The organism is Pseudarthrobacter equi, from assembly GCF_900105535.1.
GTDB lineage: Bacteria > Actinomycetota > Actinomycetes > Actinomycetales > Micrococcaceae > Arthrobacter > Arthrobacter equi.
In genome coordinates this window covers 3,507,665-3,526,895 of record NZ_LT629779.1, presented here as the reverse complement: position 1 = coordinate 3,526,895, position 19,231 = coordinate 3,507,665, and the positions used below count along the sequence as shown (strand labels likewise).

General features: G+C 65.8%; 16 protein-coding genes. 12 read left to right on the top strand and 4 right to left on the bottom strand.

The window, feature by feature from the left end:
- The first annotated feature begins 37 nt into the window (after positions 1-37).
- Positions 38-1,723, top strand: a complete 1,686-nt coding sequence (locus BLT71_RS16045) for an endo-1,4-beta-xylanase (RefSeq protein ID WP_091722210.1) — start codon at positions 38-40, stop codon at positions 1,721-1,723.
- Between the two features lie 10 nt (positions 1,724-1,733).
- Here BLT71_RS16045 and rarD read toward each other — a convergent pair whose 3' ends face one another.
- Positions 1,734-2,756: an EamA family transporter RarD gene (gene rarD / locus BLT71_RS16040; RefSeq protein WP_091722207.1), complete on the bottom strand. Its 1,023-nt coding sequence runs from the start codon at positions 2,754-2,756 to the stop codon at positions 1,734-1,736.
- 104 nt (positions 2,757-2,860) lie between these two features.
- On the opposite strand from rarD, the gene BLT71_RS16035 reads away from it, so the two are divergent.
- From BLT71_RS16035 to BLT71_RS16000, 8 genes are all read left to right on the top strand, one after another.
- On the top strand, positions 2,861-3,859 hold the full coding sequence (locus BLT71_RS16035; RefSeq protein ID WP_091722205.1) for a DNA topoisomerase IB: 999 nt from the start codon (positions 2,861-2,863) through the stop codon (positions 3,857-3,859).
- 52 nt (positions 3,860-3,911) lie between these two features.
- Positions 3,912-5,384: an FAD-dependent oxidoreductase gene (locus BLT71_RS16030; protein WP_407681220.1), complete on the top strand. Its 1,473-nt coding sequence runs from the start codon at positions 3,912-3,914 to the stop codon at positions 5,382-5,384.
- A 111-nt stretch (positions 5,385-5,495) separates the two neighbouring features.
- The gene (locus tag BLT71_RS16025) at positions 5,496-6,842 is read left to right on the top strand and encodes a GAF domain-containing protein (RefSeq protein ID WP_091722200.1); all 1,347 of its coding nucleotides are present in this window, start codon (positions 5,496-5,498) and stop codon (positions 6,840-6,842) included.
- 148 nt (positions 6,843-6,990) lie between these two features.
- Positions 6,991-8,514 (top strand): acetaldehyde dehydrogenase ExaC, encoded by a 1,524-nt coding sequence (exaC, locus tag BLT71_RS16020; protein WP_091722197.1) that lies wholly within the window; start codon positions 6,991-6,993, stop codon positions 8,512-8,514.
- A 37-nt stretch (positions 8,515-8,551) separates the two neighbouring features.
- The gene (gene adhP, locus BLT71_RS16015; protein WP_172829992.1) at positions 8,552-9,574 is read left to right on the top strand and encodes an alcohol dehydrogenase AdhP; all 1,023 of its coding nucleotides are present in this window, start codon (positions 8,552-8,554) and stop codon (positions 9,572-9,574) included.
- Complete coding sequence (locus BLT71_RS16010) at positions 9,574-9,981, top strand: DUF779 domain-containing protein (protein WP_091722192.1); 408 nt, start codon at positions 9,574-9,576, stop codon at positions 9,979-9,981. The genes adhP and BLT71_RS16010 overlap by 1 nt, the downstream gene beginning before the upstream one ends.
- Before the next feature lie 192 nt (positions 9,982-10,173).
- The gene (locus BLT71_RS16005; protein ID WP_091722189.1) at positions 10,174-11,721 is read left to right on the top strand and encodes an amino acid permease; all 1,548 of its coding nucleotides are present in this window, start codon (positions 10,174-10,176) and stop codon (positions 11,719-11,721) included.
- An 89-nt stretch (positions 11,722-11,810) separates the two neighbouring features.
- The gene (locus BLT71_RS16000) at positions 11,811-12,410 is read left to right on the top strand and encodes a TetR/AcrR family transcriptional regulator (protein WP_091722187.1); all 600 of its coding nucleotides are present in this window, start codon (positions 11,811-11,813) and stop codon (positions 12,408-12,410) included.
- A 3-nt stretch (positions 12,411-12,413) separates the two neighbouring features.
- Here BLT71_RS16000 and BLT71_RS15995 read toward each other — a convergent pair whose 3' ends face one another.
- The 3 genes from BLT71_RS15995 to BLT71_RS15985 all read right to left on the bottom strand — a co-directional run bounded on the left by BLT71_RS15995 (position 12,414) and on the right by BLT71_RS15985 (position 15,196).
- Entirely contained in the window at positions 12,414-13,049 is a 636-nt protein-coding gene (locus BLT71_RS15995; protein WP_091722184.1) for a DUF2461 domain-containing protein, read from the bottom strand.
- 172 nt (positions 13,050-13,221) lie between these two features.
- Complete coding sequence (locus tag BLT71_RS15990; RefSeq protein ID WP_091722181.1) at positions 13,222-14,703, bottom strand: catalase; 1,482 nt, start codon at positions 14,701-14,703, stop codon at positions 13,222-13,224.
- Positions 14,704-14,710: 7 nt separating this feature from the next.
- The gene (locus BLT71_RS15985) at positions 14,711-15,196 is read right to left on the bottom strand and encodes a Fur family transcriptional regulator (RefSeq protein WP_091724077.1); all 486 of its coding nucleotides are present in this window, start codon (positions 15,194-15,196) and stop codon (positions 14,711-14,713) included.
- Between the two features lie 160 nt (positions 15,197-15,356).
- Between BLT71_RS15985 and BLT71_RS15980 the strand changes: the two genes are divergently transcribed.
- From BLT71_RS15980 to BLT71_RS15970, 3 genes are all read left to right on the top strand, one after another.
- Positions 15,357-16,058 (top strand): FadR/GntR family transcriptional regulator, encoded by a 702-nt coding sequence (locus tag BLT71_RS15980; RefSeq protein WP_091722179.1) that lies wholly within the window; start codon positions 15,357-15,359, stop codon positions 16,056-16,058.
- A 207-nt stretch (positions 16,059-16,265) separates the two neighbouring features.
- Complete coding sequence (locus BLT71_RS15975) at positions 16,266-17,687, top strand: aspartate ammonia-lyase (RefSeq protein WP_091722175.1); 1,422 nt, start codon at positions 16,266-16,268, stop codon at positions 17,685-17,687.
- Between the two features lie 200 nt (positions 17,688-17,887).
- Positions 17,888-19,201 (top strand): dicarboxylate/amino acid:cation symporter, encoded by a 1,314-nt coding sequence (locus BLT71_RS15970; protein WP_091722173.1) that lies wholly within the window; start codon positions 17,888-17,890, stop codon positions 19,199-19,201.
- Positions 19,202-19,231 lie beyond the last annotated feature (30 nt).

The window sequence follows — 19,231 nt, the reverse complement described above, 5'->3', positions numbered from 1 at the left end:
GCTCCAGGATTGAGGTCACCATATGGGAGGAAACAGGATGGCCTGGCGCCCGCGCGCAGTGATCGTGCTGGCGTCCGGCATCCTGCTCGCCCTTGCCGGCTGCACGCCGGACAACCCGGAGCCTGACATGGTGGTGGACCTGCTTCAGCAGGACTGGCAGCACACGCCCGGGGTGACGCCCGACGGCGGCGGGTTGCGGGTGGCGGCCACCTCACGGAGCATCGTGGAACAGGACGGCGGGGGAGGCCAGCCCAACCCGCCGGTCAACCTGGCCGGAACCCACCTCGTGGCCACAGGCGACTTCAGCCTCAGCGCAGCGTTCACCGACGTGACGGCCGATGCTTCCCTGACCGTCTACGACAGCCCTCCGGTGATCGCCGACGAATTCCGGATTGAACCCGCCGGCCTTCGGCTCACCCTGCGCGGCGATGACCTGGACATCGCGGTGTTTGACGGCTCACGCCAGAAGTCCGTCACAAATCCCCAGCCGGCACACGATGAGCGCGTCAAGCTCCAGGACCCCGGGGCCGAACTTACGGTGCGCCGGTCAGGGGACAAGCTCGAGGTGGCCAGCGGAGGGGACACTGTGCTGTCGCAGTCCCTTCGCGGCATCTTCGGCTCCGGGCAGCTGTGGCTGGGACTCGCGAGCGACGGCGGCTCGTTCCAGGTCAGCTCCCTCACCGCCACCGCTCCCGGCGGCGCCTCACTCAGCACCGCGGGCCCCGCCGTCGAGCAGGCAAGCCAGCTGCCCGATGGCCTGCAGGCGCTGGCCGCACGGATTCGTCCGGACTTCAGGATCGGTGCCGCGGTGGCACTCGGCCCGCTGGCCTCGGACGCCGACTACGGGCGGGTGCTCGTAGGGAATTTCGGCGCCATCACCCCGGAGAACGCCATGAAGGCGCAGAATCTTTCCCCGCAGCAGGGAACCTACACCTTCGAAGAGGCGGACGCGATCCTTGCGGTCGCCGAAAGCAAGGGCATGGCCGTGCACGGCCACACCATTGCCTTCACGGAGGCAATGCCCCGCTGGATGCAGGAACTTCCCGCGGGCACCGAAGCGGAGCGCAGCGTCAGTGCACAGGCCCTGCTCGACTACGTCACCGCCGTCGTGACGCATTTCAGGGGCCGGCTCGATTCGCTGGACGTCGTCAATGAACCCTTTGACGTCGACCAAGGCACGGGCTTGCAGCAGAACATCTGGTATCGCGTCTTCGGACCGGCCTACCCGGCCGTCGTATCCCAGGCCGTCTACGCGGCCGATCCGCAGGTGAAGCAGTACATCAACGAGAACGGGGCGGACGTTCCGGGGCGCCGCCAGGACGCGCTGCTCAAACTCGCCCTGGACACGAATGCGGTGGGCGGGCACATTTACGGCGTGGGCCTCCAGGCCCACGTCTACAACCTCGAAACCGATGCCATCCCGGCCGGCGAGCTCACCAAGACACTGCGGAACTTCAAGGACGCCGGGCTGCACGTCCGCATCTCGGAAAACGACGTGGCCGACGACGACGGCACGGACGTCCAGGCCGAGCAGTACGCCACCGTCCTGGCCACCTGCCTGCGCTCCAGCGCCTGCGTCTCTTACACCACCTGGGGCGTGGACAACCGGTACGACTGGCTGATCGACGACGACGGCAGCCTGCAGCAAGGCCACGACTACCTGTTCGAAAACGGGAAGCCGACCCCGCCCTATGACGCGATGCGGAAAGCGCTGGGCGGCTGACCCTGGCCGTTCAGCCGGCGGCCCGCACCGGAGTCCGACGTTTGGACAGCGCGTTAGTCCGGGCGGTTCGAAGCATGTCCACGGTGAGCAGCAGCAGCGCCACCCACACCACGCCAAAGCCGATCCAGCGCTCCGTGGTCATGGCTTCACGGAACACCACGAGCGCCACGATGAACTGCAGGACCGGGGCGAAATACTGCAGCAGGCCGATGGTGGTCATCGGCAGCCGGCGCGCGGAAGCGCCGAAGAAGATCAGGGGAACCGCGGTGATCACCCCGGAGGCCAGCAGAAGCCAGAAGTGCCCGGCACCCTGGGTGGTCAGGGTGGCGGCACCCGAAACGCCGAGGGCCACCATGGCGGCGGCCGCGAACGGTGCCAGCACCACGGTTTCCACGCTGAGGCTTGTCACTGCGTCCACCCGGGGGCCCACCCGCTTCTTCACGAAGCCGTACAGGCCAAAACTGAACGCCAGCGTCAGCGCAATCCAGGGCAGCTTGCCGTAGGAGTAGGTGAGCACCCCCACCGCAATGAAACCGATGACGACGGCGGCCCACTGCAGAGGCCGCAGCTTCTCCTTGAGGACGAACACGCCGAGCAGCACGGAGACCAGCGGGTTGATGAAGTAGCCCAGCGAGGTTTCCACCGCCTGGTTGGTGGTCACACCGTACGTATACGTGAGCCAGTTGACGGCGATCAGGAAGGCCGCCAGCGCCAGGGAACCGAAGACTGCCCGGTTGCGGAGTGCGGCGATCAGGGCGGGCCACGCCCTGGTCACCGTGACCAGCAGGGCGCAGAACAGCAGGGACCACACCACGCGGTTGGCCACGATTTCGACGGCGCCGGCGGGCTTGAGCACGAAGAAGTACAGCGGGAGCAGCCCCCACAGCCCGTACGCTCCGATGCCGAAGAGGATTCCCGCCGTCGTGTCCTTGTCCGCGGCCTTGGTGGCCGCCGCGTCCGAACGGGCCGGGGCAGTAGCAGGGGGATGAGAGGCGGGGGAGGAGGAAGCATCGGGGTTCGGCACGGAACCCATAACATCAGCAGCGGGCACGGTATTCCAAGCGGCGGGTCCGAAATCCGGCAATTAGTCAGTACGCTTGCTTTCATGGATTGTGCCTACCTGCCGGACGTGGCCCCATGAGGCTCCGGCGCAGCAACGCCTCGGGCCGTGGCTACCGCCGGATTGCCGCCGGAAAAGGTTTCAGCTACCGGGACCTTGACGGATCAACGCTGCCGCCAGGCCCGGTGCGGGAGCGGCTGGAAAGCATCGGTATTCCGCCGGCGTGGACCGACGTGTGGATTGCCCCGTTCGAAAACGGGCACATCCAGGCCACGGGCGTGGACGCTGTGGGCCGCCGGCAGTACATCTACCACCCGCAATGGCGGGAGCGGAAGGACCGGCTCAAGTTCGACCGTTCGCTGCAGCTCGCCGAGTCGCTGCCGGTAGCCCGCCGCCGGGTCACCATGGACCTGCGCAGCGAAGGGTTCACGCGCGAACGCGTGCTGGCCGGAGCCTTCCGGATGCTGGACAGCGGGTCCCTGCGGGTGGGATCGGAGCGGTACACCAACGAGAACGGCAGCCGCGGACTGGCCACACTGCTGTGCGCCCACGTCCAGGTGCGCAAGGACCGGATCCTGCTCAGCTTCCCGGCCAAAAGCGGCAAGGACTGGGAGTCCGAAATCCGCGACGCCGACCTCGCCGCCCTGGTGCGGCTGCTCAAACGGCGCGGTGGCAACGCCCGGCTGCTGGCCTACAAAGACGGCCGGAGCTGGCGGCCGGTCACCAGCGCGGACATCAACGCCTACGTCAAGGAACGCACCGGCTCCGACTTCACGGCGAAGGACTTCCGCACCCTGCGCGGCACCCTGGCAGCGGCGGCCAGCCTGGCCCGGACCGGAACGCAACCAACCGTGGCCAAGCGGAAGCGGGCTGTCAGCCGGGCCATGATGGACGCGGCCGAGGTACTGGGGAACACGCCGTCGATTGCCCGCAAGAGCTACGTGGACCCGCGCGTCGTGGACCACTTCAACGACGGCGAAACCATCGACCCCCACCGGATCGAGTCCGCCGAAGCTGAGCTCCGCGCCCTGCTGTACCGCGAAGGTGACGTTGTACCGCTGGCGAAAAGCGGCTGAGGCCTAGAATGGGAAGCTGTTGCGCCACCCAACGAGGCGCACCCCGCGAATCATGCATGTGATCAGGCCAGAAGGGCTCCCGGTGTCCACTCCCAGCGCTACCAGCTCCACCCGTCCCCTCCGCGTCGCCATTGTGGGCGCAGGACCGGCGGGCGTCTATGCTGCGGACATCCTCACCAAGTCCAGCGGCGTGAAGGACGGAGACTTCGAGGTCAGCATCGACCTGTTCGAGGCCTATCCCGCACCCTACGGCCTGATCCGCTACGGCGTGGCCCCGGACCACCCCCGCATCAAGGGCATCGTCAACGCCCTGCACAAGGTCCTGGACCGCGGCGACATCCGCTTCCTGGGCAACGTGACGTACGGCCGCGACCTCACCCTCCACGATTTCCGCGCCTTCTATGACGCCGTGATCTTCTCCACGGGGGCCATCAAGGACGCGGACCTGGACATTCCGGGCATCACCCTCCAGGGATCCTTCGGCGGCGCGGACTTCGTCTCCTGGTACGACGGCCACCCGGACGTTCCGCGTGACTGGCCGCTGGAGGCCAAGGAAATCGCCGTCATCGGCAACGGCAACGTGGCCCTGGATGTGGCCCGCATGCTGGTCAAGCACCCGGAGGAGCTCCTCACCACGGAAATCCCGGACAACGTCTACCAGGGACTGAAATCTTCACCGGTCACGGACGTGCACGTCTTCGGCCGCCGCGGCCCGGCACAGGTGAAGTTCACCCCGCTGGAACTGCGCGAACTCAGCCATATGAATGATGTGGACATCGTCCTGTACCCCGAGGACTTCGAGTTCGACGAAGCCTCGGACGAGGCCATCCGCAGCAACAACCAGATCAAGACCATGGTGAACACGCTCACCAACTGGCTGGTGGAGGAGCACGCGGAATCCGAGAATCCCTCCTCCCGCAGGCTGCACCTGCACTTCCTGCACAGCCCCGTGGAGATACTTCCGGAGGGCGGGGACTCCGCCGGCGGCAAGGTGGCGGGCATCAAATTCGAGCGCATGCAGCTCGATGGCACCGGCAATGCCAAGGGCACGGGGGAGTACGTGGAGTACCCGGTCCAGGCCGTCTACCGCGCCATCGGCTACCACGGCTCGGCGCTGGACGAACTGGAATACGACGCCAAACGCGGCGTCATCCCCAACGAGGGCGGCCGGGTGCTGGACGCCGCAGGCAACCCCGTCCCGGGCATCTACGCCACCGGCTGGATCAAACGCGGCCCGGTAGGGCTCATCGGCCACACCAAGGGCGATGCCCTGGAAACCATCGGCTTCCTGCTGGAAGACCGCCTCACGCTGCCGGCGGCCAGCAACCCCGACCCGCAGGCCATCATCGACCTGCTGGAGGAACGCGGCATCGAGTACACCACGTGGGAGGGCTGGAACAGGCTCGATGCCCACGAGGCAGGCCTCGGCGCCGCCTGGACCGGACCGGAAGGCCTGGATCACGTGGTCCGCGAGCGCATCAAGGTGGTTCCGCGCGAGGACATGATCCGCATTTCCCGCGGCTGAGGCCCCGCTCCCGCCGGGGACCGGTGCCCGCTACAATGGCGAGCATCCCTTGGCCGGCGTGCTGACGCCGTGTCCTAAGACAGCACAGCAGCACAGCAGCACAGGAGTTCGATGAAGAACCTCACCCAGCCGGAGCCGCTGCAGCGCAGTGCCCTCGCCGCCCACGAGAAACTCGATGGCGGCCGCTTTCCTGATGCTCCCGACATTCCCGGCCTGCGCTCGCTGATCAGGGAGTCCTGGCTGCGCTCGGCCGGGTTCAAGGCCAACCCGGACAACCCCGCCGCGCCGCTGGCCATGGACCACGACGAGCTTGAGGACTACCGGAGCCGGCATCCGCTGGCCACCATCATGCCGGTCATCAACAAGCTGCTGGTCCAGCCCAGCCACGACACCGGGCTCCTGGTGGCGGTGGGCGACGAGGTGGGCCGGCTGCTGTGGGTGGACGGGGATCCGTCCCTGCAGCGCCGCGCGGAAGGCATGATGTTCGTTGCCGGCGCCGACTGGTCCGAAGCTACGGTCGGCACCAGCGCCCCGGGCACTGCCCTGGCGCTGGGCCGCGGGATCCAGATCGCCGGCGCCGAGCACTACCAGCGGGCCGTCCATCCCTGGAGCTGCACTGCCGTCCCCTTCCACGACCCCGATTCCGGCGCGCTGCTGGGGGTTGTGGACATCACCGGAACGGCGGCCGCGGTGGCCCCGCACACCCTGTCCCTGGTGGAGGCCACCGTGGCGGCAGCCCAGGCGCAGCTGCGGGTGGAGCGGCTCCAGGCCGCGGCGCAGCTGGCGGCCACGCCCGTACGACGCCGTTCCACGGCATCCGAGGCCCGCGCACCGGGCGCCGGTGCCCGGGAAGGGAGCCTGTACCGTAACAGCCTCCAGTTGCTGGGACGTGACCAGGCACTGCTGAGCATCGACGGCAAGACAGTTGCGTTGTCCGCCCGGCACAGCGAGATCCTGGCCCTGCTGAGCACGCACCCGGACGGGCTGAGCGCCGAGGAACTGTGCGTCCTGCTCTACCCGGCCGAGGGTTCCAGCATCACCCTGCGGGCCGAAATGGTGCGCCTGCGGAAGGTCCTGCAACAGCTCGACCCCGGCGCCGTGCCCGAATCCCGGCCCTACCGGCTCCCGCTGGACCTGGTGCCGGACAGCGGCCAGGTGCTCAGCTGCCTGCAGCGCGGCGCCCACCGCATTGCGCTGGAAATCTACCGGGGCGCAGTGCTGCCCAGGTCCGAGGCGCCGGGCATCGCCGATCTCCGGAACAAGGTCTCGTCACTCCTGCGCGAGGCTGTCCTTACCGATGGCAGTGCCGATTCGCTGCTCCGCTACGCCGCGCTCCCCGAGGCAAGGGACGACGTCGGGATCCGCCGTGCTGCGCTCCGCCTCCTGCCGCCGCGCTCACCCAAGCGCGCCGCCGTCGTCGCCGAACTGGAACGGCTGGAAGCCGAACTCAGCGCCTAAGGCGTGGCGCGCCGTCGTACGCGCCCCAAAAGGTTGCGGTGACCTGCGTCACCTTGTTGCAACGTTGCTGCAACCCCCCTGCTCCTACGCTGGCTGCATCGGCTCATCCCGTACGGGAAAGCCTTCTGCACAGCAAAGGAGCTACGCAATGACCGTTTACGCACAGCCGGGTACCGAGGGCTCGAAGGTCACCTTCAAGGACCGTTACGAGAACTGGATCGGCGGCGAATGGGTGGCCCCGGTCAAGGGCCAGTACTTCGAAAACATCACCCCGGTGACGGGCAAGGCGTTCTGCGAAGTGGCCCGCGGCACCGCAGAGGACATCGAACTCGCGCTCGACGCCGCACACAAGGTTGCACCGTCCTGGGGCAAGACGTCCGTGGCCGAGCGCGCCGCCATCCTGAACAGGATCGCGGACCGCATCGACGAAAACCTCGAAATGCTGGCCGTCGCCGAATCCTGGGACAACGGCAAGCCCGTCCGCGAAACCCTCAACGCCGACCTCCCGCTCGCCGCCGACCACTTCCGCTACTTCGCCTCGGCGGTCCGGGCCCAGGAAGGCTCACTTTCACAGCTCGACGACGACACCACCGCGTACCACTTCCACGAGCCGCTGGGTGTGGTGGGCCAGATCATCCCCTGGAACTTCCCCATCCTGATGGCCGTCTGGAAGCTGGCTCCCGCGCTGGCCGCCGGCAATGCCGTGGTGCTCAAGCCCGCCGAGCAGACGCCGTCGTCCATCCTGGTCCTCATGGAGCTCATCGGCGACCTGCTGCCCGCCGGCGTGGTCAACGTGGTCAACGGCTTCGGCGTGGAGGCCGGCAAACCCCTCGCCTCCAGCTCCCGGATCCGCAAGATCGCCTTCACCGGCGAAACCACTACCGGCCGCCTGATCAGCCAGTACGCCAGCCAGAACCTGATCCCGGTCACCCTGGAGCTCGGCGGCAAGAGCCCGAACATCTTCTTCGGCGACGTCGCCCAGGCAAACGACGCCTTCTACGACAAGGCCCAGGAAGGGTTCGCCCTGTTCGCCTTCAACCAGGGCGAAGTCTGCACCTGCCCGTCCCGCGCCCTGGTGCAGGAAGACATTTACGACTCCTTCATGGCCGACGCCGTGGCCCGCGTCGAGAAAATGGTGCAGGGCAACCCGTTGGACACCGAGACCCAGGTGGGCGCGCAGGCCTCGAACGACCAGCTGGAGAAGATCCTCTCCTACATCGACATCGGAAAGCAGGAGGGCGCAAAGATCCTCACCGGCGGCGCCCGCGCCGACCTGCCCGGCGACCTGGCCGGCGGCTTCTACGTCCAGCCCACCGTCTTCGAAGGCCACAACCGGATGCGGATCTTCCAGGAGGAGATCTTCGGACCCGTGGTGGCAGTGACGAAGTTCAGCGACTACAACGACGCCATGGGCATCGCCAACGACACCCTCTACGGGCTCGGTGCCGGCGTCTGGTCCCGCAACGGCAACATCGCCTACCGGGCGGGCCGCGAAATCCAGGCCGGCCGCGTCTGGGTCAACAACTACCACGCCTACCCGGCGGGTGCCGCGTTCGGCGGCTACAAGTCCTCAGGCATCGGCCGCGAGAACCACGCGATGATGCTGGACCACTACCAGCAGACCAAGAACCTGCTGGTCAGCTACAACGAGAACAAGCTGGGCTTCTTCTAAGCCCGGATCCACACCTCCATCAACGCAAGGATCGCCAATGACGACGACAATGCAAGCAGCAGTGGTCAACACCTTCGGTACCGAGCTCCAGGTCCAGGAACTGCCCATCCCCACCCCGGGTCCGGGGGAGGCCCTGGTGAAGGTCCTCACCACCGGTGTGTGCCACACCGATCTCCATGCAGCGGAAGGCGACTGGCCCGTCAAGCCCACGCCGCCGTTCGTGCCCGGCCACGAAGGCGTCGGTGAAGTGGTGGCCCTCGGCGCAGGCGTCACCGACCTCGCCGTCGGCGACATGGTGGGCAACGCCTGGCTGTGGTCCGCCTGCGGTGACTGCCAGTACTGCCGCACTGGCTGGGAGACCCTGTGCGAGGCACAAAAGAACGGTGGCTACAGCGTGGACGGGTCCTTTGGCGAGTACATGCTCGTCAACACCCGGTACGCCGCCCGCATACCGGCGGGATCCGACCCCGTCGAGGTGGCGCCGGTGCTCTGCGCCGGCGTCACCGTCTACAAGGGCCTGAAGATGACGGAGGCGCAGCCCGGACAGTGGGTCACCATCTCCGGGATCGGCGGGCTGGGCCATATTGCCGTGCAGTACGCCGTGGCCATGGGCCTTCGGGTGGCCGCCGTCGACATCGCCGATGACAAGCTCGCCCTGGCGAAGGCCCACGGGGCGGCCCTGACGGTCAATGCCCTGCATGAGGACCCGGCGGAGGTGATCCAGCGCGAGACAGGAGGTTGCCATGGGGTGCTGGTTACCGCGGTGCACCCTTCAGCGTTCGGGCAGGCCATCGGCATGGCCCGCCGTGGCGGCACCATTGTGTTCAACGGGCTGCCGCCGGGCGATTTCCCGGCGCCGATCTTCGAGATTGTGCTCAAGGGCCTGACCGTCCGCGGCTCCATCGTGGGTACCCGGCAGGACCTGGAGGAGGCCCTGGACTTCTACGCCCAGGGAAAGATCCACCCCACCGTCTCAGTCCGGGAATTGTCCGAGGTCAACGCGGTCTTCGATGAGATGAAGCACGCAAAGATCGACGGCCGCGTGGTCCTGAGGTTCTGATGTCCCCGGACAGCCTGCAGGCCGCCGTGACGATGCCCGGGGAGGACTTCTCCCGGGTGGCGCTTACGCCGGACGCTGCAGACCTGCTGCGCCTGCTGTGGGTGCAGCACGGGCCGCTGATGTTCCACCAGTCCGGCGGTTGCTGCGATGGATCCTCGCCGATGTGCTATCCGGCCGGGGACTTCCTGACCGGCGACGCGGATGTCCTGCTGGGGCTGTTCGACCTGTCCGACGGGCTGGAGCCGCAGCCCCTCGAATTCTGGATGTCCCGGGAGCAGTTCAACTACTGGAGCCACACCCACCTGACGGTGGACGTGGTACCCGGCAGGGGCAGCGGCTTCTCCGTGGAGGCGCCGGAAGGCAAGCGCTTCCTCATCCGCTCAACCCTGATGGACTGGCCGGCCTAGGCAGAAACCGGCGAATCCATTGATTCGGTTCAAAAGCGTTTGGGCCCCTCATTTCGAGGGTCCCAAGCGCTTTTGGCAGAACAAAGTTCTGCACTTTGGTCGTCTCACTATTCGGGACGATTGTGACCGTCCACTGGATGGACACTACGGTTGATAGGTCTGTTTCCTTCACAAATCAGGATTGTGATCCCTATGAACCTTCTCCGGACCAAACCCATCGAGCAGTCGATCGCCGACGCCGATGAACCCGGACGCAAGCTCAAGCGCTCCCTCAGCACGTGGGACCTGATGATCATGGGCGTCGCTGTTGCCGTCGGCGCCGGCATCTTCTCCGTGGGTGCCAAGGCCGCCGCCAACTTCGCCGGCCCGGCGGTGACCGTGTCCTTCGCCATCGCTGCCGTAACCTGCGCGCTGGCCATCATGTGCTACGCCGAGTTCGCCACTGCCATTCCGGTGGCCGGCTCAGCCTACGTGTTCACCTACGCCACCATGGGTGAACTCCTCGCCTGGATCATCGGCTGGAACCTGATCCTTGAGCTCTTCACGGCTGCGGCAGTGATCGCCAAATACTGGGGCATCTACCTCAGCAAGGTGTTCGCCCTGATGGGCGCCGACGTTCCGCCGGCGCTGACCATCGGCGGCGTGGACCTGTACTGGGGCGCCTTCCTGATCGTGGCCATCTTCACCGTGCTGCTGGTACTGGGAACCAAGCTCTCCGCCCGGGTGGGCAACATCTTCACCCTGATCAAGATCGGCGTCGTCCTCTTCGTGATCGTCGTGGGCTTCACCTACGTCAAGGTCGAAAACTACGCCCCCTTCGTCCCGGCAGCTGAACCCACCGGCGGCACCGGTGCCGCAGATGTCCTGAAGCAGTCCTTCTTCGGCTTCCTGACCGGTGCGGCGCCGGCGCAGTACGGCACCCTTGGCATCTTCGCCGGCGCCGCGCTGGTGTTCTTCGCCTTCATCGGCTTCGACGTGGTGGCCACCTCCGCCGAGGAAGTCAAGAACCCGCAGAAGACCCTTCCCCGCGGAATCTTCGGCGGCCTGGCCGTGGTGACGCTGCTCTACATCCTCGTCTCCCTGGCCCTGACCGGCATGGTGTCCTACACCCAGCTGGCCGAAGCGGACAACCCCACCCTCACCACCGCCTTCGAGGCCGTGGGTGATACGTCTGCCGCCAAGGTCATCGCTTTCGGATCGCTGATCGGCCTGACCACCGTGATCATGGTGCTCCTCATGGGGCTGTCCCGCGTGGTCCTGGCCATGAGCCGCGACGGCCTCCTGCCGCGCTCCTTGTCCAAAACCAGCGACAAGCGCTCCACCCCGGTACGGCTGCAGATCATCTGCGGTGCGGCAGTTGCCTTGGTGGCCGGCCTGACCAACGTTGACCTGCTCGAGGAAATGATCAACATCGGCACCCTCTCGGCCTTTGTGGTGGTGAGCCTGGGCATCCTGGTGCTGCGCCGCAAGCGCCCCGACCTGAAGCCGGCCTTCCGGGTTCCGTTCGGCAAGGTGCTCCCGGTGGTCTCTGCCGTGCTGTGCCTCTACCTGATGACCAACCTGGCAGTGGAGACCTGGATCTTCTTCGTCATCTGGCTTGTCATCGGCCTGGCAATCTACTTCGCCTATGGCCAGCGGCACTCACGCCTGAACGAACGGTTCAGCGCCGCCAACGCCGCAGTCAACGGCAGTGCCGCCGAGTCCAAGTCCGGCGACGAGGACGAATTCACCCGCGCCTGACCTGTTCCTGCCAATGCCCGCCCGGCTGCCGTCCGGGCGGGCATTCGCATGTCCCGCTCCGGGATGGAGCCCGCTCATAGGATGGATGCATGGCACGCCCCACACGACCCGAACGCAAAGCCGAACTGCTGGGCGCCATCCAGGACTACCTCATGGACAAGACCCTCACCCAGCTGACGTTCCGCAGCCTGGCCGAGGGCCTGGGCATGAGTTCCTACGTGCTGGTGTACCACTTCGGCAGCAGGGACCAGCTGATCAACGACATCGTGGTGTCCATCGAGTCCCGGCTGGACCGGCTGCGCAGCACCGACGTCCGTGAGATTGACCGGGCAGCATGGCGCGCTTTCCTCCTCGATTCCTGGCAGTGGACCATGGCCCAGCGCAACCGGCACCTGACCCGCCTGGAGTTCGAGGCCGCAGCCCAGGACATTGTGGCGGCGGAACCCCGCGGGACCTCCCGGGAGCATTTCCGCATGCTGCACCACCAGACGCGTGACTGGCTGATGGTGCAGGGCATCGAGGAAGAGTTCGCGGATACCGACGCCCGGCTTTTCACGTCCACGTTCTACGGGCTGCAATTCGACTTCGTGGTGATGAACGAGCCCGAGGCCGCCACCCAAGCGTTCGAACTGATGCTGACGGTCTTCTTCAACAACCTCGAGGCCCGGCTGGCGGCGGCCGGGCAGTAGCTGTCACGGGGCGGCGTACCGGCCCACCCACTCTACAAGGGGACGCAGCTCCCGCCACCTGCGGGCAATCTCTTCGCTGGCCGCCGTCGTGGACGCCCACCCGGGCTGCCCCAGCTCAACCCCCGCGGACAGCGACTTATGCTTGAGCAGCTCCGCACGCGGATGGTCCTTGGTGAAACCCCGGGGGACCGTCTTGAGCTTCTCGCCCTCAATGGCGAACCCGGCGCCGGCCAGTGAATCCACGATGTCCTGCAGCCCGGCCCCGCTGGCAGAGGCATCCGCAGCAGCCCGAAACCGGGCCAGCTGGGCAGGAGTGTGCGAGTGGTAGCCGCCGCCCACCAGCAGCCCGTCGGCGCTGACCTGGAGGTAGAAGCCCACCCCTTCCTGCCGGGTGGCGAAGGCACCCTGGGCCGTCTTGTACGGGGATTTGTCCTGTGAGAACCGGACGTCCCGGTAAGGCCGGAACAGTTTGGCCGGCCCGAATTCCGGCTCGAGTCCGGCCAGGAGCAGTTCCAGCGGCTCCCGGACCGCGGAATCATAGGTGGACTTGTGCTCCAGCCACCACTCACGGTTGTTGTTGTCTTCGAGTTCCTCGTAGAAGCGGAAGGCCTCCGGCGGAATCCCTGCGAAAGTGTCCATGTACGGAGCCTAGAACCGGCAGGCACCGGGGAACAGTGGACCGGCAGCCGTATGTGCACAACGCAGAAGGTGCGGCGCATATGTGGACAAACGCAGAACACCCCGCCCGGAAAAATCCGTGGCGGGGTGTTCCTTTCATGCAAGATCCGGGGACTTGTCCCGGTACCGGCTGTTAGCCGATCTTGTTGGCTGCTTCGGCGTCGGAAACCGGTGCGGCACCAAGGTTGGCGCGCAGCTTGGCGCCGAGCTCGGCGTCAACGTTGGTCCAGTACTGGATGGCGCGTTCCTTGATGTCGGAGCGCTTCACGCCGCCCACGGCACCGGTGATGGTTTCGAGGAAGCGGGCCTTGGTGGCTTCGTCGTAGACCTCGCGGTACAGCGCGCCGGCCTGGACGAAGTCGCCGTCCTCAGCGTGGAGGGAGTGCGCGGCAAGGGTCAGCTCGCCGTCGTTCTCCCAGCCGCCGGCCGTGTTCTGCGGCTCAACTGCAGCCGGGCCGCCGAAGGTGTTCGGGGCGTAGACCGGAACGGAAGGCGCGTTGAACTGGAACCGCCCCTGGCCGTCCTGGCTGTAGTTGTTGACCTCGTTCTTCGGCTGGTTCACGGGGATCTGGGCGTGGTTGGTGCCAACGCGGTAGCGGTGGGCGTCAGCGTAGGAGAAGATGCGGGCCTGCAGCATCTTGTCCGGGGACGCGGCGATGCCCGGCACGAAGTTCGACGGCGCAAAGGTGGCCTGCTCGATCTGCGCGAAGTAGTTCTCCGGGTTCCGGTTCAGCTCCATGGTGCCCACCTTGATCAGCGGGTAGTCACCGTGCGGCCAGACCTTGGTCAGGTCGAACGGGTTGAAGCGGTAGGTCTTGGCATCCTCGTACGGCATGACCTGGACGTGCAGGTCCCAGGAGGGGAGGTTGCCGGCTTCGATGTTCTCGTGCAGGTCGCGGATGTAGAAGTCCGCATCCGAGCCGGCCAATGCTTCAGCCTGGTCGGACGTCATGTTCTTCACGCCCTGGTTGGACTTGAAGTGGTACTTGACCCAGAAACGCTCGCCCTCGGCGTTGATCCACTGGTAGGTGTGCGAGCCGTAGCCCTGCATTTCACGCCAGGAGGCCGGGAGGCCGCGGTCACCCATCAGCCAGGTGACCTGGTGGGCGGACTCGGGGGACAGGGTCCAGAAGTCCCACTGCATGTCAGCGTCGCGCAGGTGGGTGCCCGGCAGGCGCTTCTGGGAGTGGATGAAGTCCGGGAACTTGATGCCGTCGCGGATGAAGAACACCGGGGTGTTGTTGCCAACGAGGTCGTAGTTGCCCTCGCTGGTGTAGAACTTCACGGCGAAGCCGCGCGGGTCACGCCAGGTGTCGGGGGAGCCGTTCTCGCCGGCAACGGAGGAGAAGCGGATCAGCATCTCGGTCTCGGCGCCCGGCTGCAGGAACGCGGCCTTCGTGTACTTCGAGATATCCTCGGTGGCCTTGAACGTACCGAATGCGCCGCCGCCCTTGGCGTGCACTACGCGCTCCGGGACCCGCTCGCGGTTGAACTGGGCAAGCTTTTCCACCAGGTAGTGGTCAGTCAGGATGATGGCACCGTCGGCACCAACTGACTTCGAGTGGGCATCGGACGTAACCGGTGCACCTGACTGTGTGGTCGAAATGGCAGTCATTGTTCTCCTATTTCTCGTTTATCTGCAGGGGAGGATTGAAAGTCTGTTTCTGGGACTGCTGGCAGTCCTGGCAGATGCCCTGGTACATGACATCGGCGATCTGGATGGTCATCGGCTTGGCGTCCGGGTCCCAGTGCGGGGTAAGGCAAGGGGCGTGGCCGACGGCGCAGTCCACATCTTCCACGCGTCCGCAGCTGATGCAGATGGCGTGGTGGTGGTTGTCGCCCACGCGGGTTTCATACAGTGCGGGGGAGTGGGGAGGCTCAAACCGGCGGAGCATGTGCAGGTCCGTCAGGTCTCCAAGCACCACGTAGACGGACTGTGCCGTCAGTTCCGGAAGCTCGGCGCGGGCTGCAGCCAGGATGCTTTCGGCAGGGGAGTGGGGGTGGCTTTCGACGGCGGCGAGTACAGCGAGCCGCTGCTTGGTCACCCTGCGGCCGTGGGCACGCAGGGCTGCGGCCCAAGCGTCCTGGCCATCAAAGTGTTCCGTCATGAAACCCATTAGACCACTTATTTTGACTATCTCACAATAAGGCGTGGCTAACCTTGTAGCCGTCCTCCGCACCCGCGGGCCCGCGCGCTCGGGGCGTGGTCAGCGTCCAGTATGTCGGCGCCTTTTGACAGGCCCTGTGACTACTGCCATAGTCGATATTATGGACCTGTTGGACAGCTGGACAGCTAGACAAGAACCGGTGGTGCGCGTTGGTGCGGCAGAGCAGGTTTTTGCCTCGCTTCGCGGTGCCATAGAAGCCGGACAGATCCCTGTCGGCACCCGCCTCGACTCGGAAGCGGCGCTCGCCCGGCAGTACGGCGTGAGCCGGACCATGGTCAGGGAGGCGCTGCGTTCATGCACCGCCTTGGGGCTGACAGCCACCCACACCGGCAAGGGGACCTTTGTCATAGCAGACAAGGTCGCCCGGGACCTTAAGCTCGGAAAGTACTCTGCCAGCGCCCTCGTGGAAGCCCGGCCCCATGTCGAGGTACCCGCTGCAGGCCTGGCCGCCCAGCGGCGCACCAACGAGGACCTGGAAGCCCTTCGGGAAATCCTCCGTGAAATGGCGGAGGAGGACGATATCCAGCAATGGGTGCTCCTGAATACGGAGTTTCACATGACCATCGCCCGGTGCAGCAGGAACGGCGTCTTTGAATCATTCCTGTCGGACATCTGTGAGGCCATGGCAAACCAGTCAAGCACCCTCAACCTGGTGGCCGACCGGCGGAAGGAATCAGGCGACGAACATGCCCGGATTTTCGCTGCCATCGAGCGGGGCTCGGCCGACGACGCGTCCCAAGCCATGACCATGCATCTGCATGGCGTGGAGTGTGCCCTCGGCACCATCGTCCCGGGAGGCTGACCGGCCAGAACAGATTTCCCTGCGGCAGCCAACCGGATCTGCCACAGTCCGTAGTCCACCGGACAATCTGAGCGCCATCCCTGCATGTCCTTCGCTCCACACGCTGGTTCACCCTGCCCTTTTTGAACCCTGCCCTTTTTCAACCCTGCCCTTTTTCAGTCCATCTTTTTCGTCCACGCCCGACAACGAAGCCTTGTGAGGACCCCCTTGACTACCATTGAAACCGCCGTCTCCATCCACGTCCGGTCAGAGCATGATTTGCTGGGTGACCGCGACGTCCCCGCGGAGGCATACTGGGGCGTGCATACCCTGCGCGCTGTGGAGAACTTCCCCATCACCGGGCAGCCGCTCTCCACCAACATGCACCTGGTCCGCGGCCTGGCAGCGGTCAAGCTCGCCGCCGCCCGCACCAACCGGGACCTTGGCCTGCTGGATGCCGAACGCACCGCAGCCATCGAGCAGGCCTGCCAGGACATCCTGGACGGCAAGCTTGCCGACCAGTTCGTGGTGGACGTCATCCAGGGCGGCGCCGGAACGTCGTCGAACATGAACGCCAACGAGGTCATCGCCAACCGCGCCCTGGAAATCCTTGGCCACCCCAAGGGCGACTACGCACGGCTGCACCCCAACGACCACGTCAACCTCAGCCAGTCCACCAATGACGTCTACCCCACCGCGGTGAAGCTCGGCACCATCTTCGCCGCCCGGGAACTCCTGGACGCCCTGGCCGAACTGGAAGAGGCCTGTGCCGCCAAGGCCCAGGAGTTCCGCACCGTGGTGAAGATGGGCCGCACCCAGCTCCAGGACGCCGTCCCCATGACCCTGGGCCAGGAATTCGGCACCTACGCCGTCACCATCGGCGAGGACCGGCTGCGGCTGGCCGAAGCCGAACTCCTGATCCACGAAATCAACCTCGGTGCCACCGCCATCGGCACCGGCCTGAACGCCCCGGCCGGTTACGCCGACGCTGCCTGCCGGCACCTGGCCGAGGTCACCGGCCTGCCGCTGGTCACCGCCGCCGACCTCATCGAAGCCACCCAGGACGTGGGCGCGTTCGTGCACCTCTCCGGCGTGCTCAAGCGGGTGGCCGTCAAGCTCTCCAAGATCTGCAACGACCTCCGCCTGCTCTCCTCCGGCCCACGCGCCGGCCTGGGCGAAATCAACCTCCCGGCCGTCCAGTCCGGCTCCTCCATCATGCCCGGCAAGATCAACCCGGTGATCCCGGAAGTGGTCTCCCAGGTGGCCTACGAAGTGATCGGCAACGACGTCACCATCACCATGGCCGCCGAAGCCGGGCAGCTTCAGCTCAACGCGTTCGAACCCGTCATTGTCCACAGCCTCCACAAGAGCATCTCCCACCTCGAAGCAGCCTGCCGCACCCTCACGGCCCGCTGCATCCGCGGCATCACCGCCAACACCGAACACCTGCGGCTCACGGTGGAACAATCCATCGGCCTGGTCACCGCCCTGAACCCCCACCTGGGCTACGCCACCGCCACCGCCATCGCGCAGGAAGCCCTCGCCACCGGCAAGGGCGTGGCCGAACTGGTCCTGGAACACGGACTCCTCACCGCCACCCAACTCCAGGAACTCCTGAGCCCCGAACGGCTCGCCAACCTCAGCAAATAGCCCCCTAGCCTCGCAAGCTCGGCCAGGGAACCCGGCGGGCGTGGGCCCACCACCCGCCCGAATCGTCCCCTGGGCTTCTGTATCAGGGGGCAAATGAACGTGCCTGCATTTTCCAGAGCCGATGACACAGAAGCGGACCTCAGCGACGAGGACCGTCCCGGCCCCGGGACCGACTTCCCGGCATTTACCCAAGGATGGATATGAAAAATAAATCAACCATGTGGATCCTCGCCGCACTGATTTTCGGAATAGTCGGCGGTCTGCTGTTCCACTGGCTGCTCCCCGCGGACGCCCGCGGATCGGTCGTGACGGTTCTGGACACCGTTACACACATGTTCCTGAACCTGATCAAGATGATCATCGCTCCACTGATCTTCGCCACCCTTGTCTCGGGCATCGCAGGTGCCGCCAAATCGGCCGGGGTGGGCAAACTCTTCGGCCGTTCCATGATCTGGTTCCTGTCCGCCTCCGTCCTGGTGGGTGCCTTCGGCTTCATCAGCGCGCATCTGCTCAATGTGGGCGCGGGCCTGCATCTGCTCCCAGGTGGAGATGCAGGGATTGAGTCGAAGCCCCTTGATTACGCGGAATTCATTACCCACATCATCCCCACCAGCGTTTTCGCTGCCCTGACTGCCAATAACCCCCTTCAGATCCTCGTTTTCGGGGCGCTCTTCGGCATAGCCTTGCTGAACCTTCGCAAGAAGGGCCGTTCCTCCATCGCTGACGCTGTCGATGAACTCATGGGCGTCATGCTCAAGGTCACCGGATATGTGATGCTTGCGGCTCCGGTGGGTGTATTTGCCGGCATCGCGTCCGCCTTCACGGCCAAAGGGCTCGATGCCTTTGCCACCTATGCCTCGTTCATCGGCGGATTCTATGCTTCCCTCTCGGTTCTGTGGGTCCTCATGATCGCCGTCGCCGTTGCCTGCCTCGGACGGGCAGCGTTCCGCCTGGTCCGGATCGTGCGTGAGCCCATGCTCATAGCCTTCGCCACCTCCAGCAGCGAAGCCGCGCTGCCGAAGCTCATCGAGGGTTTGACCAAGTTCGGCATCGAAAAACGAACCACCGGTTTCGTCCTTCCCCTGGGCTACTCCTTCAATGTCGACGGCTCCATGATGTACATGACGTTCGCCTCCGTCTTCCTCATCAACGCCTACGGCATCGACATGGACCTCGGCCAGCAGATCGCCATGACCGGGATGCTGTTGCTCAGCAGCAAAGGCATGGCCGGCGTCCCGCGCGGTTCGCTGGTGGTCGTGGCCGCCGTCGTCCCCGCCTTCGGCATCCCCGCGGCCGGAATCGGCGTCCTGCTGGTGATCGACCAAATCCTGGACATGGGACGAACCGCCACCAACATCCTGGGAAATGCCATTGCCACCGCTGTCATCGGACGGAGCCACGACAAGGCGTCCAGCCTGTCGCCGTCCGTCGCCGGGGACACGCAGGCCCCGGCAGAAACGGACGACGAATTGGACGCTGACGGCAGGCAGCGCGAGACCCTCTCGATGCACTGAGGCAGTTCTGGTTGGACGGTCATGCCCGTC

Excerpts from the sequence above, each read along its gene's own strand:
- BLT71_RS16045 (WP_091722210.1), top strand. The coding sequence starts at position 38 with ATGGCCTGGCGCCCGCGCGCAGTGATCGTGCTGGCGTCCGGCATCCTG.
- rarD (WP_091722207.1), bottom strand. The coding sequence starts at position 2,756 with ATGGGTTCCGTGCCGAACCCCGATGCTTCCTCCTCCCCCGCCTCTCAT.
- BLT71_RS16035 (WP_091722205.1), top strand. The coding sequence starts at position 2,861 with ATGAGGCTCCGGCGCAGCAACGCCTCGGGCCGTGGCTACCGCCGGATT.
- BLT71_RS16030 (WP_407681220.1), top strand. The coding sequence starts at position 3,912 with ATGCATGTGATCAGGCCAGAAGGGCTCCCGGTGTCCACTCCCAGCGCT.
- BLT71_RS16025 (WP_091722200.1), top strand. The coding sequence starts at position 5,496 with ATGAAGAACCTCACCCAGCCGGAGCCGCTGCAGCGCAGTGCCCTCGCC.
- exaC (WP_091722197.1), top strand. The coding sequence starts at position 6,991 with ATGACCGTTTACGCACAGCCGGGTACCGAGGGCTCGAAGGTCACCTTC.
- adhP (WP_172829992.1), top strand. The coding sequence starts at position 8,552 with ATGACGACGACAATGCAAGCAGCAGTGGTCAACACCTTCGGTACCGAG.
- BLT71_RS16010 (WP_091722192.1), top strand. The coding sequence starts at position 9,574 with ATGTCCCCGGACAGCCTGCAGGCCGCCGTGACGATGCCCGGGGAGGAC.
- BLT71_RS16005 (WP_091722189.1), top strand. The coding sequence starts at position 10,174 with ATGAACCTTCTCCGGACCAAACCCATCGAGCAGTCGATCGCCGACGCC.
- BLT71_RS16000 (WP_091722187.1), top strand. The coding sequence starts at position 11,811 with ATGGCACGCCCCACACGACCCGAACGCAAAGCCGAACTGCTGGGCGCC.
- BLT71_RS15995 (WP_091722184.1), bottom strand. The coding sequence starts at position 13,049 with ATGGACACTTTCGCAGGGATTCCGCCGGAGGCCTTCCGCTTCTACGAG.
- BLT71_RS15990 (WP_091722181.1), bottom strand. The coding sequence starts at position 14,703 with ATGACTGCCATTTCGACCACACAGTCAGGTGCACCGGTTACGTCCGAT.
- BLT71_RS15985 (WP_091724077.1), bottom strand. The coding sequence starts at position 15,196 with ATGACGGAACACTTTGATGGCCAGGACGCTTGGGCCGCAGCCCTGCGT.
- BLT71_RS15980 (WP_091722179.1), top strand. The coding sequence starts at position 15,357 with ATGGACCTGTTGGACAGCTGGACAGCTAGACAAGAACCGGTGGTGCGC.
- BLT71_RS15970 (WP_091722173.1), top strand. The coding sequence starts at position 17,888 with ATGAAAAATAAATCAACCATGTGGATCCTCGCCGCACTGATTTTCGGA.